The organism is Corynebacterium lactis RW2-5 (assembly GCF_001274895.1).
GTDB lineage: Bacteria > Actinomycetota > Actinomycetes > Mycobacteriales > Mycobacteriaceae > Corynebacterium > Corynebacterium lactis.
In genome coordinates, this window is sequence record NZ_CP006841.1 from 1,180,016 (window position 1) to 1,196,710 (window position 16,695).

Genomic DNA, 16,695 nt, shown 5'->3' on the forward strand with positions numbered 1-16,695 from the left:
AATTAGATGGGGCGGGCGGCTGCGGCTCTCATTGCCGGGTGCACCTCTGACGCGGGTAAGTCTGTTCTGGTGGCCGGAATGTGCCGGCTGCTGGCTCGGCGAGGGGTGAGCGTTGCACCGTTCAAGGCGCAGAACATGTCGAATAACTGCGCCGTTACCCGCGATGGTGGCGAAATCGGCCGCGCCCAGGCGCTGCAGGCACTGGCCTGCGGTCTGGAGCCGAACGTCGACTTCAACCCAGTACTTCTCAAACCCGGGTCCGACCAGACGAGTCAGGTGGTGGTCCGTGGCCATGCCGAGGGGCAGGTAAGCGCCCTGACGTATCGGTCCCGTCGTAAAGCGCTGCGGGGTGTGGTTGCGGAAACCCTGGAGGAGTTGCGCAGTCGTTACGACGTGGTGCTCTGCGAGGGGGCGGGCAGCCCGGCGGAGGTCAACCTGCGCGAGTCGGACATCGCCAACATGGGGCTCGCGGAGATGGCGGGTCTGCCGGTGGTGGTCGCGGGTGATATCGACCGCGGGGGAGTGCTGGCACATTTCGTTGGCACTCATGCGATCGTGAGCCCGGAGGACCGCGCCCGGATCACGGGTTTTATCGTCAACAAGTTCCGTGGCGATGTCTCCTTGCTGACCCCGGGGCTCGACGTAGTGCACGAGCACACGGGAGTGCCCGTCATCGGAGTCGTGCCCTTCGTCCACGGACTGTGGGTGGACGCGGAGGATTCGCTGGGGACGGTCGCGGGCGGCCAGGTCGGGCCGGGTTATCCGCCGCTTGGAGACGAGGTCCTGACCGTCGCTGCAGTGCGCCTGCCGAGGGTTTCGAACGCCACCGACGTCGAGGCTCTGGCGTGCGAGCCAGGAGTCCACGTGCAGTGGACCACAGACCCGTCCGTGGTCGCGCGTGCGGACCTAGCCGTGCTGCCGGGCTCGAAGTCGACAGTGCCGGACCTGGCCTGGCTGTGCGAGCGTGGCCTGGCCGACGCGATTGTCGCGCGCGCCGCCCGCGATATGCCAGTCCTTGGAATCTGCGGTGGATTCCAGATGCTGTGCAAGCGCATCGTAGACACGGTCGAGTCCTCCGCAGGTCAGACCTCGGGGCTCGGAATCTTCGATGTCGACATCGAGTTCGCTTCAGAAAAGACTCTGGTCAGCCACCCGGACGGCTCCTATGAAGTGCACAATGGCCAGGTGACGCGTAGCTCCGAGTCGCCCTTTATCCCGGGAGAGGGCGCGCGCAGGGGAGCAGTCATCGGCACGCACCGCCACGGCTATTTCGAAAACGACGCCTCCCGCCGCCGGTTGCTTTCCGACGTCGCCACGCGCACCGGTCGTGGTGGCTTCGTCGTGAGCCAGTCCACTTCATTTGCTGCAGAGAGGCTGCGGCAGCTGGACGCTCTGGCGGACGCGGTGGAGGAGCACCTCGCCGGGCCCGCGCTGGCGCAGGCCACAGGCATCGAGCAGCTGGGTTAAGAGGGACTAATCGAACTCTAGCCCGTAGATGGCGTTTTCGATGACCTCTGTCAGCGCGGGGTGGATCCAGTGCTGACCGGTGACGACCTCGCGGACGTCCATGTCGAAGTTCATCATCTGAATGCACTGCTGGACAAGGGTGGCCGCCTGCTCGCCGATGAAGTGCGCGCCGAGGAGCCTGCCCGTGGAGCGGTCGGCGATGAGCTTGGCGAAGCCATCCTGGTCCTCGAGTGCCCAACCGTAGGCGACATCGCCAATCTTTTGCACCTTCACCGTGACTGAGGTGCCGTTTTCCTCAGCCCAGTCACGCGCCTGAGCCTCGGTCATTCCTACCTGGCCAATCTGCGGGTGCGAGAACACCGCAGAAGGAATGAAGCGGTGGTCGAAAGCGCGCAGGTTATCGGGGTTGAGCACGTTGTGGAAGACAACCTTCGCCTCGTGGTTTGCGATGTGCTTGAGCTGGAACGGGCTCGACACGTCGCCGAGCGCCCAGACACCCTCGGCAGAGGTGCGCCCGAACTCGTCGACCTTGACCCGTCCGTCGTCGTGGAATTCCACCCCGGCCGCCTGAAGATTCATGCGGTCGCCGTTGGGCACGCGTCCCGTGGCTACCAGGAGGGCATCGGCGGTGATCGTTGTGCCGTCGGAAAGCACCGCGGTGATGCGCTCGCCCTCCTGGCTGAGTAACTCGACCTTGGTGTGGAAGTGGATGTCCCAGTCGCGGGAGGCGACCTCTGTGAAGGTGCGTGAGATGTCGGAATCAGAGGAGCGCAGCAGTGCCCCCGAGCGGACGATTACGTGGACCTTGGTGCCGAACGAGGAAAACACGTGCGCGAATTCGGTGCCGATGTAGCCGCCGCCGAGGACAATCATCTCCTCCGGGAGCTTCTCGACGCGCATAATGTTTTCGTTGGTGTAGTAGTCGACACCGGAATCAGCGACGATATCGGGGATGAATGTGCGGGAACCGGCTGCGATGATGATGTTGTCGGCAGTGATGTCCACAACGGTGTCGCCCTGGCCGGTGCGCAGGGTGCGGGGGCCCACGAAGGTTGCGTGGCGGTCGTAGACATCGATGTTCGGCGTCTCATCCCCTCGGCGGTAGGCCTCGCCGCCCGCCGCAATCTGATCGATGCGCTTTTCAAAGACGCGCTGCTGGATCTGCTTCAAATCCACCGAATCGAACGTTCCGTGGACTCCCAGGCGAGCTGCCTCGCGAATATTGCGGGCGGCGTCCGCGGCGAGCACAAACATCTTGGTCGGTATGCACCCGACGTTCAGGCAGGTACCGCCGAAGCGGCCCTCTTCGACGATGGCGATCTTCACGTCATCGTATTGCGGGGAGGGGATGGAGTTGCCCGAACCGGTGCCGACGATGATGACATCGTAGTGGCGCTTTTCGGTGGCTTCAGTGGACATTAACGGTGACTCTCCTTGTCGGTCGCGACGGGCTCCGTGGCGGAAATAAACGCAAACGTCTCAGCGAAGGCTCTCTCCAACGCGTCTGGTTCGGATAGATAGACGTCGTGGCGAGCGCCGGGAATTTCCACCGCGCGGGCGTACCTGCCAAGATTACGCGTCCTATTCGCTATCTGTCGCGTGTCCAGCACTGCGTCAACGCGGTCGAGAGCGGTCGAGTACTCGCCGCCGATTGCAGATGCGTCCGAGTGCAGTACCAGCGTGGGAACGCCCGTGTCGACTCCCTTGCGAATCCTGCGCTGGCCCTCGAGGATTGCCCAGAACCAGGACCAGTTTTTGTCGTGCCCGAAAATCGGCTTCCATTTGGTGTTGTACGACCAAGACCCGTAGTGCTCGTCGCTAATCGACATGCCGTATCCACCCTGGGACACTCCCGGGAGCAGTGCCTGCGGACGTACCTTGGACAGGACGCGCGCGAGCGTGCGGTAAACGGGGGCCTTGGCGGGTGAGACGTGGAGGTCCAACCAGGGAGAGTTGAATACGGCGCTATCGATTTCGATATTCGCCCCGGCGCCGCTTTCGGCGTCTTTTCGCATCCGATCCAGCCACAGTGCGCAGACTAATCCGCCGGTTGAATGCGCGTTGACGGTTACCCTCACGTGCCCCTCGGCGCGAATGAAATCGAGGGCGCGGCCGAGTTCGACGTCGTAAAGCGAAAGATCGGACACACTGTGCCATGTCTGTCCGGGCAGGTGGGCGCGACCGCACTTACGTAAATCGAGTGCGTAAAAGGCGTAGCCTTCCTCGTGGTAGCGCTTCGCTACATGGGTCTGGAAGAAATAATCGGACATGCCGTGGACCCAGAGAACTGCTGTCCTGTCAGCAAAGGGCTGCAATGGCTCTGGGTCAGCGGGGGCGGAGTCATCCGGGCGGTATCGCACTAGGCATGCGCGGATTCGGCCCTCCCCGTCGGGGTCTTTGCCCAGTTCAATGAACGTCTGGGTGTAATTTGCGCCGAGGATATCCGGCTGCCAGTCGGGGGTAGGGGAATTAGCATTATCGGGGGTCACGGGGACTAGCCTAGCGTCGATTACCGGGGGTAGGACGTATATGTGACACAATGGAACACGTATCGAGCGTGCTTTGCGAGTGCCGCGAGTGTCGCGAGTGCGCCGGAAATCATTAACCAATTTAAGAAGGATGTTGACAGCAATGGCTGATAACAAGCTTCCTGCTTCCAGTGGCGACGAGGTTGATGTCGTCCTCGTTGGTGCAGGCATCATGAGTGCGACGCTGGGTGTTTTGCTCAAGGAGCTCGAGCCGTCCTGGTCCCAGGTCATGTTCGAGCGCCTCGATCAGCCTGCCCAGGAGTCTTCCTCCCCGTGGAACAACGCGGGTACCGGACACTCTGCGCTGTGTGAGCTGAACTACACCCCGGAGAAGAACGGCAAGGTTGATGTCACCAAGGCCAAGAACATCAATGAGCAGTTCCAGGTCTCCCGCCAGCTCTGGACCTCGTTGGTTGAAAACGGCACGCTGACCGACCCGAAGGCCTTCATCAACCCGGTCGATCACACCACCTTCGCTCAGGGCCCGGATCAGGTCGCTTTCATGCGTCGCCGCTTCGAGGCTCTGGAGAAGGAGCCGCTGTTCCGCGGTCAAGAGCTCATCGAGGATGAGGCTCGCTTCTCCGAGTACCTGCCGCTGATGGCTGAGGGCCGTGACTTCTCCAAGCCGGTCTCGGCTATTCGTAACCCGAACGGTACAGACGTTAACTTCGGCGCTCTGACCAAGCAGTACCTTGCCGCACTGTCCGACAAGGGCACCGAGATTCGCTACGGGCACGAGGTCACCGGCCTCAAGCGCAATGGCTCGAAGTGGATTGTCACTGTCAAAAACACGCACACCAAGGATGTTCGCACCCTGGTTGCCAACTTCGTATTCGTCGGTGCCGGCGGCGATGCCCTGCCACTGCTGCAGAAGGCTCGCATTAACGAGATTCGCGGTTTCGGTGGTTTCCCGGTTTCCGGCCAGTGGCTGCGCTGCACCAACGAAGAGGTCATCGCGAAGCACGATGCCAAGGTTTATGGCAAGGCCTCCGTCGGCACCCCGCCGATGTCCGTCCCGCACCTGGATACCCGCGTCATCGACGGCCAGCGTGGTCTGCTGTTCGGCCCGTACGCAGGCTGGAACATGAAGTTCCTGAAGAAGGGGTCGAACCTGGACCTGATTAAGTCCCTGCGCCCGGCCAATCTGCCGTCCATGATGGGTGTCGGTGTCCAGGAGATGGGTCTGACCAAGTACCTGATTACCGAGGTGCTCAAGAACTTCGATGCCCGTATCGAGTCTCTGCGCGAGTACGTCCCGAACGCTAACCCGGATGACTGGGAGCTGATTGTTGCTGGTCAGCGAGTCCAGGTTATTAAGCCGATGAAGGCTCCGACCTTTGGCACCCTGGAGTTCGGTACCGCTGTTATTAACTCCTGGGACGGCACCATCGCCGGCCTGATGGGCGCCTCCCCGGGAGCCTCCATCGCTCCGGCCGTGATGATCAGCCTGATCGAGCGTTGCTTTGGCAAGCACATGGGCAAGTGGGCCCCGAAGCTGAAGGAACTCGTGCCCTCATACGGCACCAAGCTGGCTGATGACCCGGCCCTGTTCGACCAGGTTTGGGATGCCTCCCAGAAGGCTCTGAAGCTAGAGCGCTAGAGTTCAGAGGCTCTAACTTTTCCTACCCCGCTGTGAAGGTCGCCCTTCGCGGTGGGGTAGAACTATGTCATGGACAAAAACGCGCCCGCAGTGCAGGATTCCGTTCACCAGCAGGTATTTCCTTTCGTGGCTATTGTTGGCCAAGAGCGACTGCAGCTGGCGCTGATCCTGACGGCGCTGGTCCCAGAGATTGGCGGCGTGGTCATCCGCGGTGAAAAGGGCACCGCCAAGACGACCACGGTCCGAGCGCTCGCGCCGTTTTTGGATGGCCGACTGGTCAACCTGCCACTCGGCGCGACCGAGGACCGCGTGGTTGGCTCCATCGATGTCGAGACAGTGCTGACCACAGGTCACGCCTGCTTCAACCCGGGACTTCTCAGCGAGGCGGACGGCGGAATCCTCTACGTCGACGAAATCAACCTCCTGCCGGATCACCTGGTGGACTCGGTCCTCGATGCTGCAGCCACAGGCCGAGTCGTTGTCGAGCGCGATGGCATTTCCCATGCCGCCACGTCCCGCTTTGTGCTGGTGGGAACGATGAATCCGGAGGAGGGCGAGCTCCGCCCGCAGCTGCTCGACCGCTTCGGCCTGGCCGTGGACGTCACCGCGTCGAAGGAACCGTCCGTCCGCGCCGAAATCGTCGCCCGCCGTCTCGCATTCGACGCGGACTCCGATTCCTTCGTCGCCCGCTTTGTCTCCGCGAGCGAGGAGCTGCGCGCGCGTCTCGGCCTGGCCGGGCAGCTGCTTTCCGACATCTGCCTGACCTCTACCGTCCTGGGCCGGATTGCATCGCTCTGCGCCGAGTTCGACGTCGACGGCATGCGTGCTGACCTGGTGATCGCGCGTACCGCCCGTGCCCACGCGGCCTGGCGCTGCGCCGGCCACGGGGTAGAGCCGGGATCTTGCGCCATCGAAATTGTCGACGAGGACATCAAGGTGGCGGCGGAAATGGCGCTGCCGCACCGCCGCAGGCGCGACCCCTTCGACGAGCCCGGACTGGACACGAACCAGCTGGACGAGGCCTTCGACCGCGCGAAGGAGGAATTCCCGGACGAGACACCTCAGCCGGACAATCCGGAGGAACAGGCCGGAACAGACAACCCCGCCGACGCCCCGGACACCCCGGATGCCTCCGAGACTCCAGCGACCCCAGAGCCGAACGGCCCCGGCGAGAAGGGAGGCCGCGCCAACCAAGGCGCGCCCTTTCGCCGTCCCTAAAATCAGCTTGGAAGGGTTCGGCCACGGCTCCGTCGGTCGCCGCTCCAAAGCAATCGGCCCGCGCGGGAGCACCATCGGTGCGAAAAGATCAGGCCACGGCCTGCACCTGCCGGCTACGGTTCTCGCCGCAGCAAACCGAGGCGCACAGATTGACGGCAGCGGACAGTCGATGATTCCCCTGCGGCCAGAGGATATCCACGGTGCAATTCGGCAGGGTACGGAATCTAACCTCGTCGTCTTCGTGGTCGATACGTCCGGGTCCATGGCCGCCCGGGACCGTCTTTCCGCTGTGACGGGGGCCGTGACCTCGCTGCTGCGGGATGCATACCAGAACCGAGACAAAGTCGCGGTCGTCGCCTTTAGGGGCACCGGCGCGGAGGTGCTGCTCCCCGCCACTCGTTCAGTCGACGCAGCCGTGCGCAGGCTCGCAGATGTCCGCACCGGGGGACGTACCCCGCTGGCCGAGGGGCTCCTCGCCGCCCGCGCACTCATCGAACGGGAAGCCCGCAAGGAGCCGGAGCGCCGCCCCATCATGGTTCTGCTTTCCGACGGCCGCGCCACCGGGCCCGTCGGGTTGGAGCGGGTTCGTGCCGCGGCGGCAGCGTGGCGTCGGAAAGTGGATGCAGCGGCGGTGGTAATCGACTGCGAGCGCTCGCGGGTGCGCCTGGGGTTGGCCCGGAAACTGGCCGCTGACCTGGGCGCGCAGTGCCTGAGCCTGGCGGAGTTGAGCTCGGAGTCCGTCGCTGGTGTCGTCCGCGCCTATCATCGGGGGTATGTCTCAAGGAAAGCTTGACCCAGCCAGTATCCCCAACGACGGCCTGACCACCCGGCAGCGCCGCATGATTCCGATTACCGCCGTCCATACGGGTCCGGGAAAGGGGAAGTCCACGGCGGCTTTTGGCATGGCCATGCGCGCGTGGAACCAGGGCATGAACATTGGCGTGTTCCAATTCGTAAAGTCGGCCAAGTGGAAGGTCGGCGAGGAGGCGGTGATGCGCCGCCTCGGTGAGCTGCACGAGGCCACAGACGAAGGCGGCCCCGTCCAGTGGCACAAGATGGGCGAGGGGTGGTCCTGGTCGCGCAAGAAGGGCTCTGAGGAGGATCACGCTGCAGCGGCTGCCGAGGGGTGGGCCGAGATTAAGCGGCGCATCGAAAACGAGGAGCACGACTTCTACGTCCTCGACGAGTTCACCTACCCGATCAAGTGGGGCTGGATCGATGTCGACGACGTGGTGGAAACCCTGGCAAACCGCCCGGGCCGTCAGCACATCGTAATGACCGGCCGCGATGCCGACCCGAAGCTGGTGGAGGTCGCCGACCTGGTCACCGAGATGACCAAGATCAAGCATCCGATGGATGTCGGGCGCAAGGGCCAGAAGGGCATCGAGTGGTAGCAGCACCCGGCCTGGTCATCGCGGCAACGGCCTCGGGCACAGGCAAGACCACGATCGCGACGGGACTGATGAGGGCCCTGTCGCGCTCGCGCTCGGTTGCACCTTTCAAGGTAGGACCCGACTATATCGACCCCGGCTACCACGGCGTCGCTGCAGGCCGTCGCGGTCGAAATCTGGACTCCTATATGTGCCAGCCATCCTCGATTCCGCCGCTGTACGCGCATGGTAGCGCCGGCTGTGACATCGGGGTGGTCGAGGGCGTAATGGGGCTTTTCGACGGCCGCATCGGCGACGACCCCCTATCCATAGAAGGGTCCACCGCCGAGATTGCGTCGTTGCTGGGGCTGCCGGTGGTGCTGGTAATCGACGCGCGACACATGTCGCAGTCGGCCGCGGCTATGGTGCACGGCTTTGCCACCATGCGCACTGACGTTAGGGTTTCTGGCGTGATTATTAACCGTGTCGGCAGCCCACGGCACGCGGATATCATCACCCACGCGGTTGAGTCGATGGGTGTCGAGGTTCTCGGCGCGATTCCCCGAGTCACTGACATCGAAGTACCCAGTCGGCACCTCGGCCTGGTCACCGCGGTGGAGCAGGGCGAGCAGCTCGACGCTGTCATCGAGGCGATGGCTAACCTCGTCGAGCGCTACGTGGACATCGATCGCCTGCTGTCGTTGGCCCGGACTCCCGCCGAGGTTGCCGCGTGGGACCCGAACCTGGCGTTGGGTCGCGTTGCCAGCGCTGGCCCGGTGCGCGTGGCAGTGGCCGCAGGGCCGGCCTTTTCCTTCACCTACGCCGAGCACCTCGAGCTGCTCGCGGCAGCCGGGGCCGAGGTCGTGGAGTTCGATCCCTTAAGCGATGACCTGCCGGAGGCAGCTGGCTACATCATCCCCGGAGGCTTCCCTGAGGAGCACGCGGACGCGCTTTCGGTACGTGACGACGTACGCAGGGACTTAAGGCAGGCCGCGGAAGACGGCGCCATCATTCACGGCGAATGCGCGGGGCTGCTCTGGCTCCTGGAAGATCTGGGTGGACGCCGCATGTGCGGCATCATCCCCGGGCGGGCATCGATGGCCCGCCTGAAGCTCGGCTATCGCGAGGGGGTTGCCCTGAACGATTCGGCGCTGGCTACCGTCGGCACGCGCGTGCGTGGGCACGAGTTCCACAAGACCGCGCTTTCCGACGACACGGTGCCGGCCGCGACAGCCGCGGGCTGGCGCCCGGCGTGGGCGTGGCGGGGTTGGGACGGCAAGCCGGTAACGGAGGGACTGATTTCGGATTCGGGCCGGATTCACGCCAGCTACCTGCACGTTCACCCGGCTGGCTCGCCGGTGCTTGTCGGTCGTTTTGTCGAGGCGTGCGCCGGGTAGAGTAAGTGTCATGAGTTTGGTTCTGAAAGACCTCGGCGTGTTGGTGATTGGCGGGTCCACGGCTGCGGAGCGAGTTATTCCGCGATTCCTGGACTCCGGCGCGACCATCACTGTCTGCGAGGGCGGGGAGGTAACTACTGCGATTGAGGCCTGGGCGGCCGACGGTCGCATCAGCCTCTTCCGAACCAGCTTCACCCCGGCCATGAGCTGGGGAAAGGCCATCATGGTCTGCTGTGACGAGTCTCTGTTGCGCGATGTCACCCGGGAGGGGCGCCGCCGTGGCATCCTCGTCGACGACGAGACTGGCTCCGCCAGCCCCCTGACCCCGGTCGCGCTGACCGGCCGTCGTGCCTCCCGCGCGGGAGACTTGGCGGGTCAGGTCGCGCTCGTCGGAGGTGGCCCGGGCGATCCCGGGTTGATTACGGTGGAGGGCCGTCGCCTTCTTCGGCTTGCCGACGTCGTCGTTGCCGACCACCTCGGCCCGCTGTCACTGCTGGGGGAGTTGGACCCGGACGTGGAGATTATTGACGCGGGCAAGCTCCCGTATGGCCGAGCCATGGCGCAGGAGCGTATTAATGAGCTACTCGTGCACCGCGCCCGCGAGGGGTACTTCGTCGTGCGCCTGAAGGGCGGCGACCCGTACATCTTCGGCCGCGGATTCGAGGAGCTGCAGGAGCTCGAGGAAGCGGGCATCCCCGTACGGGTCGTTCCGGGCATTACCTCGGCTATCGCGGTTCCCGGCTCCGTGGGGATTCCGGTGACTATGCGCGGCATCAACCACGACTTCACCGTGGTGTCGGGCCACGTCCCGCCCGGGCATCCAAAGTCGCTGGTCGACTGGGATGCGCTGGGCCGGATGAACGGCACCATCTGCATCATTATGGGCGTGAAGAACGGGCCGGAGATTGCGGAGTCACTCCTAGCTTCAGGGCGCAGCGCCGATACTCCCGCGGCCGTGGTCCAGGAGGGCACGATGAGCACGCAGCGCTCGGTACGCTGCACGCTCGGCACGCTCGGCGAAACCCTAGTCAATGAGAAGATTAAACCTCCGGCAGTAATCATCATCGGCGAGGTCGTGGGGCTAGGCGGTTCAGATGCCTAAGAGCAGCAAAAGCCGACCGCAGATTCGTCCCAAACAGCCGTCGCGTCTCAGCGCGATGCTTGCCGACGAACAGCTCCGCTCGGCGCTCTGGTTCGGGGCGGCGGCATTCTTGGTGTTCTACCTGGGCGCCATGATTATCTTGCGCCTGGTCCTAGTCGGCGGCACCGGCTCTAGCTACGACAGCATCATCATTGCGGTCGTGGCACTGATCGCCGGTATCGTCGCGGGCCGCAAGAAATACCGCGACGAGGTCTAAACGGGGGGCTAAACGGGGACTCGGAAGATCAGCTGGCCGTCTTCTGCGAGAGTGATATCGTGACCCGCGACGCGGCCGATTTCAACAGCCTCGGCGGCTGACTCTGGTGCACGGTCGGCTAGTGCTACGGCTCTGGCGAAAAGTCCCTTGTAGTGCTTGTTGAAGTGGCTGACAACCTTGTTCTCGGCGGTCAGCACGGTCATTGTTGTGGCGTCGGGGACCTTGCCCAGGTTCTGGTAGGTGCCCGAGCGCAGGTCGATGAGGAAGTCAACGTCGGAGAGTGCCTCGGTAATTTTCTTTCCCCAACGGCGCTTCAGCGTCGGAGTCTCGCCGGTCGCGGTGACGGGAAGTTTCACGGTGCCCGAGAGCCGGTAGTGGGGAATGAGGTCTTCTCCGCCGACGACGCCGAAAGCCGCGGAGCCAACCGCAAGACGTCCACGCCCGGCATGCGGAAGGTCGCTCGCCGATAGCGCATCGTAGAGGACTCCGGTGTAGCGCTCGAGCGCCGGCATCGTGGCGGAGGACCGCACCGCGGCGTTCGCGGTGACCTCGTCGGCAAGCCTGGGGCCCAGCTTCAGCGTTGCCATGGCGAGCTCGGCGTCGGAGGAAAGCGCTGCGAGGTCGGCCAAGATTTCGCGGCGGACCTCGGTCAGAGAGGGGAAACTGAGCGAGGAAAGGTCCAGTGCAGGGGCCTCCCCGCCGGAGGCTTTCGTCTCGGAAGGCGGCAGTACAACGAGCATGGGCACCATAGTAACGCCCGACATGTGAGTTCGGATCGGGGGCAGGTAAAATCACGTTCCATGATTACGCGAATGTCCCAGCTGTTCCTGCGCACGCTGCGCGAGGATCCGGCTGATGCCGAGGTACCTAGCCACAAGCTGCTTGTCCGCGCCGGTTACATCCGGCGAAATGCCCCGGGTGTGTACTCCTGGCTGCCGCTCGGCATGAAGGTTCTGCGCAATGTCGAGCGGGTCGTCCGCGAGGAGATGGAGGGCATCGGCGCCCAGGAACTATCCTTCCCGGCGCTGCTGCCGCGCGAGCCCTACGAGGCCACCAACCGTTGGACGGAATACGGCCCGGAGTTGTTCCGCCTGAAGGACCGCAAGGGCGCCGACTACCTGCTGGGCCCGACGCACGAGGAGATGTTCGCGCTGGCGGTCAAGGACCTGTTTAGCTCCTACAAGGATTTCCCCGTCACCCTTTTCCAGATCCAGACCAAGTACCGCGATGAAGCTCGTCCGCGCGCTGGCATTCTGCGCGGACGCGAGTTCGTGATGAAGGATTCCTACTCCTTTGGCATGGATGACGAGGGCCTGGAGAACTCCTACCTGGCTCACCGAGGTGCTTACCAGCGCATTTTCGACCGACTAGGCCTGAAGTACGAGATTTGCCACGCCACCTCGGGCGCTATGGGCGGATCTGCGTCTGAAGAGTTCCTAGCTGTTAGCGCAAACGGCGAGGACACCTTCGTCGTGGCCTCCGACGGAAAGTACGCGGCCAACGTCGAGGCCGTCTCCATCCCGGCGGCGCAGAAGCAGGACATCGAGGGAAAGCCCGCGGCTAAGGTCCATGAGACTCCGGATTGCTCTACCATCGCGGCACTGGTCGACTGGGCCAACTCCGAATCCGACCTCACCGATTTCGGCCGCGAGGTCACCGCTGCCGACACTCTCAAGTGCATCCTGGTCGCGGTCGACACGAAGAAGGTCGACAAGGAGGGCAATGCCCTGCCGGAGCAGCTGACCGCCATCCTAATTCCGGGTGACCGCGAGGTCGACGATAAGCGTCTCGAGGCCGCCTTCGAGCCGGGCGAGGTGCGCCTGCTCGAGGAGAAGGATTTCGCGGCGAACCCATTCCTGGTCAAGGGCTACGCCGGCCCGCAGGGCCTGGCCGAGCATGGAGTAACCGTCCTGGCGGACCCGCGCGTGGTCGAGGGCACTACCTGGATTACGGGCGCGAACGAGGCGGGTAAGCATATCGCTGGCGTCGTCGTGGGCCGCGACTTCACCCCGGACGGCGTCGCCGACGTCGCCGAGGTCCGCGATGGTGATCCGGCTCCGGATGGGCACGGCACCCTGTCGATTGCCCGAGGCATCGAGATTGGCCATATCTTCCAGCTGGGGCGCAAGTACACCGACGCTTTCGAGATCGACATTCTCGACGTCAACGGCAAGCGCGCCCGCCCGACTATGGGCTCGTATGGAATCGGAGTTTCCCGCTTGGTCGCAGTCCTGGCGGAGCAGATGCTGGATGACAAGGGGCTGAAGTGGCCGGTCGCAGTCGCTCCGTTCGCGGCGCACATCGCGGTCGCTGGCAAGAACGCCGAGGCCGCCGCCGCCGCCGAGCAGCTGGCAGAGGACCTGGATTCCGCTGGTGTCCAAGTGCTCTTCGACGACCGCCCGAAGGTCAGCCCCGGCGTGAAGTTCAAGGATGCGGAGCTGCTGGGCATGCCGTTTGTGGTCATCTTCGGTCGCGGCTACGCCGATGGCAAGGTAGAGCTGCGCAACCGTCTGACCGGCGAGACCACCGAGGTGGAGGCATCCTCCATCGCCGAGGTACTCCGCGACCTCATCGCGAAGGCCTGACAGCCGGCGACTAGCTTAAAGGCTATTTCAGTCCTGGCAGGGCCTGCGTGGCATCGCCCTCCAGGGAGGAGGCCCCCGCCGCCGAGATTCCCGCTGCGTTCAGCGCGAAGAGGCGCGTGGGGGCCTCTTTCGCTGCCTTTACGACGTCCTCCCATGCCTGTGCGCAGTGCCTCTCCAGTGCGATGAGATAGTCGATGGGGGCGTCATCGGGCGCCGGCGCTTCCTTCGTTGCGCTGTAGCCTGCGGCCGCGCTGGGCGCCTGAAGTTCCTCCTGCGCAAAGAGCGCGATTGCCGCGTCGCGCAGGAGCCGATGGCGAACCCCGCGGGCCTCTACCGCAGTCGCGTCGTCGCCGGTTACGTGAGGAGCCGCTACGCCGAGACCGTAGATTAGGGCGTATTCGGCTTGCAGAGCATCGGTCAGCTGACTCTCCGCGTCGCGGAGCAGACTCTCTCCGGTGGGCGGCTGTGGAACTAGATCTTCCCACTTAGCCCCCGCCAGGCGGGCTGCGAGCACCAACCCACCGTCGACCGCGGTAGCCAACCGGGCATCGTAGTCCTCCCGCAGGGTCCCGCGGCTGGCGAGGCTGTCGAGTATGGCTCGGCTGCTTCGCGAGGAATCGATCATCGCCACCAGGTCGTCTGGGGCGGGTTGCGCCGCGGGCAGTGCTACGGCTTCGCCGCATTTTTCGGGAGCTCGACCGTCTTTAAGTGTGCCGCAGGCCCTGGTTATTTCGGCGGCGAGGGCTTCGGCTTGAGCCGCGCGAATCTCAGCGACGGCCGTGGCTGCTGAGCCTTGCCCCTGGACCTCCTCCAAGTTCTTGACGTCGCGGTTCGCTAGCGCGTGGAGAACCTCGATCGTGCCGTCGGGACGCGGGGCGACGAGATCTGCGCACGAGGTGAGTGCGGGTGCGGACAGCGCGGTCAGTGAGGCCGCGAGGAAGGCGCGGCGGGGCATAGGGGAGGGCGGAAGACGAAAACTCACATCCACTATCGTGCCACGCGAGGCAGCCCCAGGCCGGTAAGTGATGCGGGAAGTCTGTTCGCCATGGCAAGGGCTGTAGACTTGTCGATTATGGCGATACCCGCACCAGAAAAAATTGAAGAATTCGTGAGCCCAGCGTTGTCCGAGCTGGGGCTGGACGTCGAGGCCGTGAAGGTGGTCCGCGCCGGAGCCAAGTCTCAGGTAATCGTGAGCGTCGACGGCGACCAGCGCCCCGACCTCGACGGCCTCGAGGACGCTACCCGTGCGGTCTCGGAGGCGCTCGATGCCGCTGAGGCGCGCGGCGACGCTAACTTCGGCTCCCAGGGGTATACCCTCGAAGTTTCCACTCCGGGAATCGATGCACCGCTGGTCAAGCCTCGCCACTGGCGACGCAATCACGGCAGGGTCGTCCACATTTCGCTTGCCGACGGCGGAAGCTGCCCCGGCCGTATCGGTGCGCTGAATGATGCCGAGGATTCGGTGATTATCGTCTCATCCGCAGGGCCGAAGGGCAGGCCGCGCGCTGTTGGGCGCGTGGTGCGATTGGCTGAAATCGCTCGCGCGGTGGTACAAGTTGAATTCTCAACACCGCCCGCAGTCGAGATGGACCTTGCGGGTCTCAAGTTTGACGATGCCTTGAACAGGCTGGAGGATGACAAGTGAAGATTGAATTAGCCGCTCTTCGAACCCTGGAGAAGGAGAAGGGCATCCCCGTTGAGGAGATGCTGTCCCTGGTCGCCCGCACGCTGCGCGAGAGCTACCGTGGCACCACCGCGCCGGCTAAGTACGCGCGCGTCGAAATCGACGACGAGACCGGCGACGTTACAGTCTTCGCCCAGGAGCGCGACGAGGAGGGAAACCTCATCTCGGAATGGGACGACACTCCGGAGGACTTTGAGCGCACCGCAGCCTACGCAGTCCGCCAGACCATCCTCCAGCGTCTCCGAGACGCCGAGAGTGACAAGGTTCTGGACGAGTACGCGGATCTGTCCAACCAGGTCATCTCCGGTGTCGTGCAGCGGGATGTGCACGCCAATGAGAAGGGCATCGTCGTCATCCACATTGGCTCGGAGGCCAACGGCCGTGACGGTATTCTCCTGCCGGCCGAGCAGCTGCCGGGCGAGGAACTCAAGCACGGCGATCGCGTCAAGTGCTATGTCGTGGGCGTGAACAAGACCCCGCGCGGCGTGGTTATTAATCTCTCGCGCACGCACCCCGAGCTGATTCGAAAGCTCTTCGAGCTCGAGGTTCCCGAGGTCGCCGATGGTGCGGTCGAACTCATCTCGATCGCGCGGGAGGCCGGCCACCGCACGAAGGTCGCAGTACGCCCGATGGTCAAGGGACTAAACGCTAAGGGCGCTTGCATCGGCCCGCGCGGCCAGCGCGTCTCGTCGATCATGAACGAACTCAAGGGCGAAAAGATCGACATCATCGACTACGACGAGGATTCGGCGAAGTACGTCGGAAACTCCTTGGCGCCGGCGAAGGTCGTCAGCGTGAAGATTCTCGATGAAGAAGAGCGTCGTGCCCACGTGGTCGTTCCCGACTACCAGCTGTCGCTGGCTATCGGTAAGGAGGGGCAGAACGCCCGCCTCGCCGCGCGTCTGACCGGCTGGCGCATCGACATCCACTCCGATACGGAGTAATCGGCAACGGTTGAGACCGACGTCGTGGGCGTCGGAAAGCGAAAGAGGGCGGGAGAGTCGTTGGCACTTTCCCGCCCTTTCGGGTTATGCTTAGAAACGGCCAAAACGACAAAGGCGTAGTTTTTGGTGCCTTAAAAGCCGTTACTGAAGATGGCAGACGCAACGTAGAAAGGCGGGTGTGGCGCGAGTATGACGAATCCGCGGGTGATTAACCCGAGTTCGAACTCCCTCGCGCGTACCCGTACTTGCATCGCTACAAGGCAGCGTTGTTCGGAATCGAACCTGCTGCGAGTCGTCGCCTCCGCGGAAGAGGATGGAATCACGGCCATTGTTCCCGACCCACGGCGTCGAATGCCGGGGCGTGGAGCTTGGATTACTCCAACTTCGGCCGCGTGGGAGACTGCGCACAAGCGTCGCGCTTTTGGCCGCGCACTGAAGGTGTCCACGCCAGTGGATGCGACTCCGGTGAAGCGCTACATCGATCGCCTCGAAGGCGGGGATGTTCCGCAGAGTCGGAATCAAGAGAAAAGAAAGACCTGAACAC

General features: G+C 63.9%; 16 protein-coding genes. 12 read left to right on the plus strand and 4 right to left on the minus strand.

Annotated elements, in window-relative coordinates:
* Nucleotides 1-6: 6 nt before the first annotated feature.
* Nucleotides 7-1,467: a cobyric acid synthase gene (locus CLAC_RS05165; protein ID WP_053411989.1), complete on the plus strand. Its 1,461-nt coding sequence runs from the start codon at nucleotides 7-9 to the stop codon at nucleotides 1,465-1,467.
* Nucleotides 1,468-1,473: 6 nt separating this feature from the next.
* On the opposite strand, the gene mtr is transcribed toward CLAC_RS05165, so the two are convergent.
* Both mtr and CLAC_RS05175 read right to left on the minus strand, forming a co-directional pair.
* Nucleotides 1,474-2,886 (minus strand): mycothione reductase, encoded by a 1,413-nt coding sequence (gene mtr / locus CLAC_RS05170; protein WP_053411990.1) that lies wholly within the window; start codon nucleotides 2,884-2,886, stop codon nucleotides 1,474-1,476.
* Nucleotides 2,886-3,956, minus strand: a complete 1,071-nt coding sequence (locus tag CLAC_RS05175) for an alpha/beta hydrolase (protein WP_053411991.1) — start codon at nucleotides 3,954-3,956, stop codon at nucleotides 2,886-2,888. Before CLAC_RS05175 ends, mtr begins: the two co-directional genes overlap by 1 nt.
* 142 nt (nucleotides 3,957-4,098) lie before the next feature.
* On the opposite strand from CLAC_RS05175, the gene mqo reads away from it, so the two are divergent.
* The 7 genes from mqo to CLAC_RS05210 all read left to right on the plus strand — a co-directional run bounded on the left by mqo (nucleotide 4,099) and on the right by CLAC_RS05210 (nucleotide 10,938).
* Nucleotides 4,099-5,595 (plus strand): malate dehydrogenase (quinone), encoded by a 1,497-nt coding sequence (gene mqo, locus CLAC_RS05180; protein WP_053411992.1) that lies wholly within the window; start codon nucleotides 4,099-4,101, stop codon nucleotides 5,593-5,595.
* 69 nt (nucleotides 5,596-5,664) lie between these two features.
* Entirely contained in the window at nucleotides 5,665-6,813 is a 1,149-nt protein-coding gene (locus CLAC_RS05185; protein WP_053411993.1) for a magnesium chelatase ATPase subunit I, read from the plus strand.
* Complete coding sequence (locus CLAC_RS05190; RefSeq protein WP_082313128.1) at nucleotides 6,722-7,606, plus strand: vWA domain-containing protein; 885 nt, start codon at nucleotides 6,722-6,724, stop codon at nucleotides 7,604-7,606. Before CLAC_RS05185 ends, CLAC_RS05190 begins: the two co-directional genes overlap by 92 nt.
* The gene (gene cobO, locus CLAC_RS05195; RefSeq protein ID WP_053411994.1) at nucleotides 7,587-8,207 is read left to right on the plus strand and encodes a cob(I)yrinic acid a,c-diamide adenosyltransferase; all 621 of its coding nucleotides are present in this window, start codon (nucleotides 7,587-7,589) and stop codon (nucleotides 8,205-8,207) included. The genes CLAC_RS05190 and cobO overlap by 20 nt, the downstream gene beginning before the upstream one ends.
* Nucleotides 8,201-9,580 carry a cobyrinic acid a,c-diamide synthase CobB gene (locus CLAC_RS05200; RefSeq protein WP_053411995.1) on the plus strand — a complete coding sequence of 460 codons (1,380 nt, stop codon included), beginning with the start codon at nucleotides 8,201-8,203 and terminating at the stop codon, nucleotides 9,578-9,580. Before cobO ends, CLAC_RS05200 begins: the two co-directional genes overlap by 7 nt.
* 10 nt (nucleotides 9,581-9,590) lie before the next feature.
* Nucleotides 9,591-10,682, plus strand: coding sequence for a uroporphyrinogen-III C-methyltransferase (gene cobA, locus CLAC_RS05205; protein WP_053411996.1), 1,092 nt, complete (start codon nucleotides 9,591-9,593; stop codon nucleotides 10,680-10,682).
* Complete coding sequence (locus CLAC_RS05210; protein ID WP_053411997.1) at nucleotides 10,675-10,938, plus strand: hypothetical protein; 264 nt, start codon at nucleotides 10,675-10,677, stop codon at nucleotides 10,936-10,938. Before cobA ends, CLAC_RS05210 begins: the two co-directional genes overlap by 8 nt.
* 8 nt (nucleotides 10,939-10,946) lie before the next feature.
* Here CLAC_RS05210 and CLAC_RS05215 read toward each other — a convergent pair whose 3' ends face one another.
* Nucleotides 10,947-11,678: a YaaA family protein gene (locus tag CLAC_RS05215; RefSeq protein ID WP_053413288.1), complete on the minus strand. Its 732-nt coding sequence runs from the start codon at nucleotides 11,676-11,678 to the stop codon at nucleotides 10,947-10,949.
* 60 nt (nucleotides 11,679-11,738) lie between these two features.
* On the opposite strand from CLAC_RS05215, the gene CLAC_RS05220 reads away from it, so the two are divergent.
* Nucleotides 11,739-13,523 carry a proline--tRNA ligase gene (locus CLAC_RS05220; RefSeq protein ID WP_053411998.1) on the plus strand — a complete coding sequence of 595 codons (1,785 nt, stop codon included), beginning with the start codon at nucleotides 11,739-11,741 and terminating at the stop codon, nucleotides 13,521-13,523.
* A gap of 22 nt (nucleotides 13,524-13,545) precedes the next feature.
* On the opposite strand, the gene CLAC_RS05225 is transcribed toward CLAC_RS05220, so the two are convergent.
* A complete protein-coding gene (locus tag CLAC_RS05225; protein ID WP_245621987.1) occupies nucleotides 13,546-14,505 on the minus strand; it encodes a DUF4439 domain-containing protein in 960 nt (319 codons plus the stop codon).
* 63 nt (nucleotides 14,506-14,568) lie between these two features.
* Here CLAC_RS05225 and rimP point away from each other — a divergent pair, with 63 nt between their 5' ends.
* The 3 genes from rimP (at nucleotide 14,569) to CLAC_RS05240 (ending at nucleotide 16,691) form a co-directional block, all read left to right on the plus strand.
* A complete protein-coding gene (rimP, locus tag CLAC_RS05230) occupies nucleotides 14,569-15,168 on the plus strand; it encodes a ribosome maturation factor RimP (protein WP_342669468.1) in 600 nt (199 codons plus the stop codon).
* A complete protein-coding gene (nusA, locus tag CLAC_RS05235; protein ID WP_053412000.1) occupies nucleotides 15,165-16,151 on the plus strand; it encodes a transcription termination factor NusA in 987 nt (328 codons plus the stop codon). The genes rimP and nusA overlap by 4 nt, the downstream gene beginning before the upstream one ends.
* Nucleotides 16,152-16,340: 189 nt before the next feature.
* Entirely contained in the window at nucleotides 16,341-16,691 is a 351-nt protein-coding gene (locus CLAC_RS05240; RefSeq protein ID WP_053412001.1) for a YlxR family protein, read from the plus strand.
* Nucleotides 16,692-16,695: the final 4 nt, after the last annotated feature.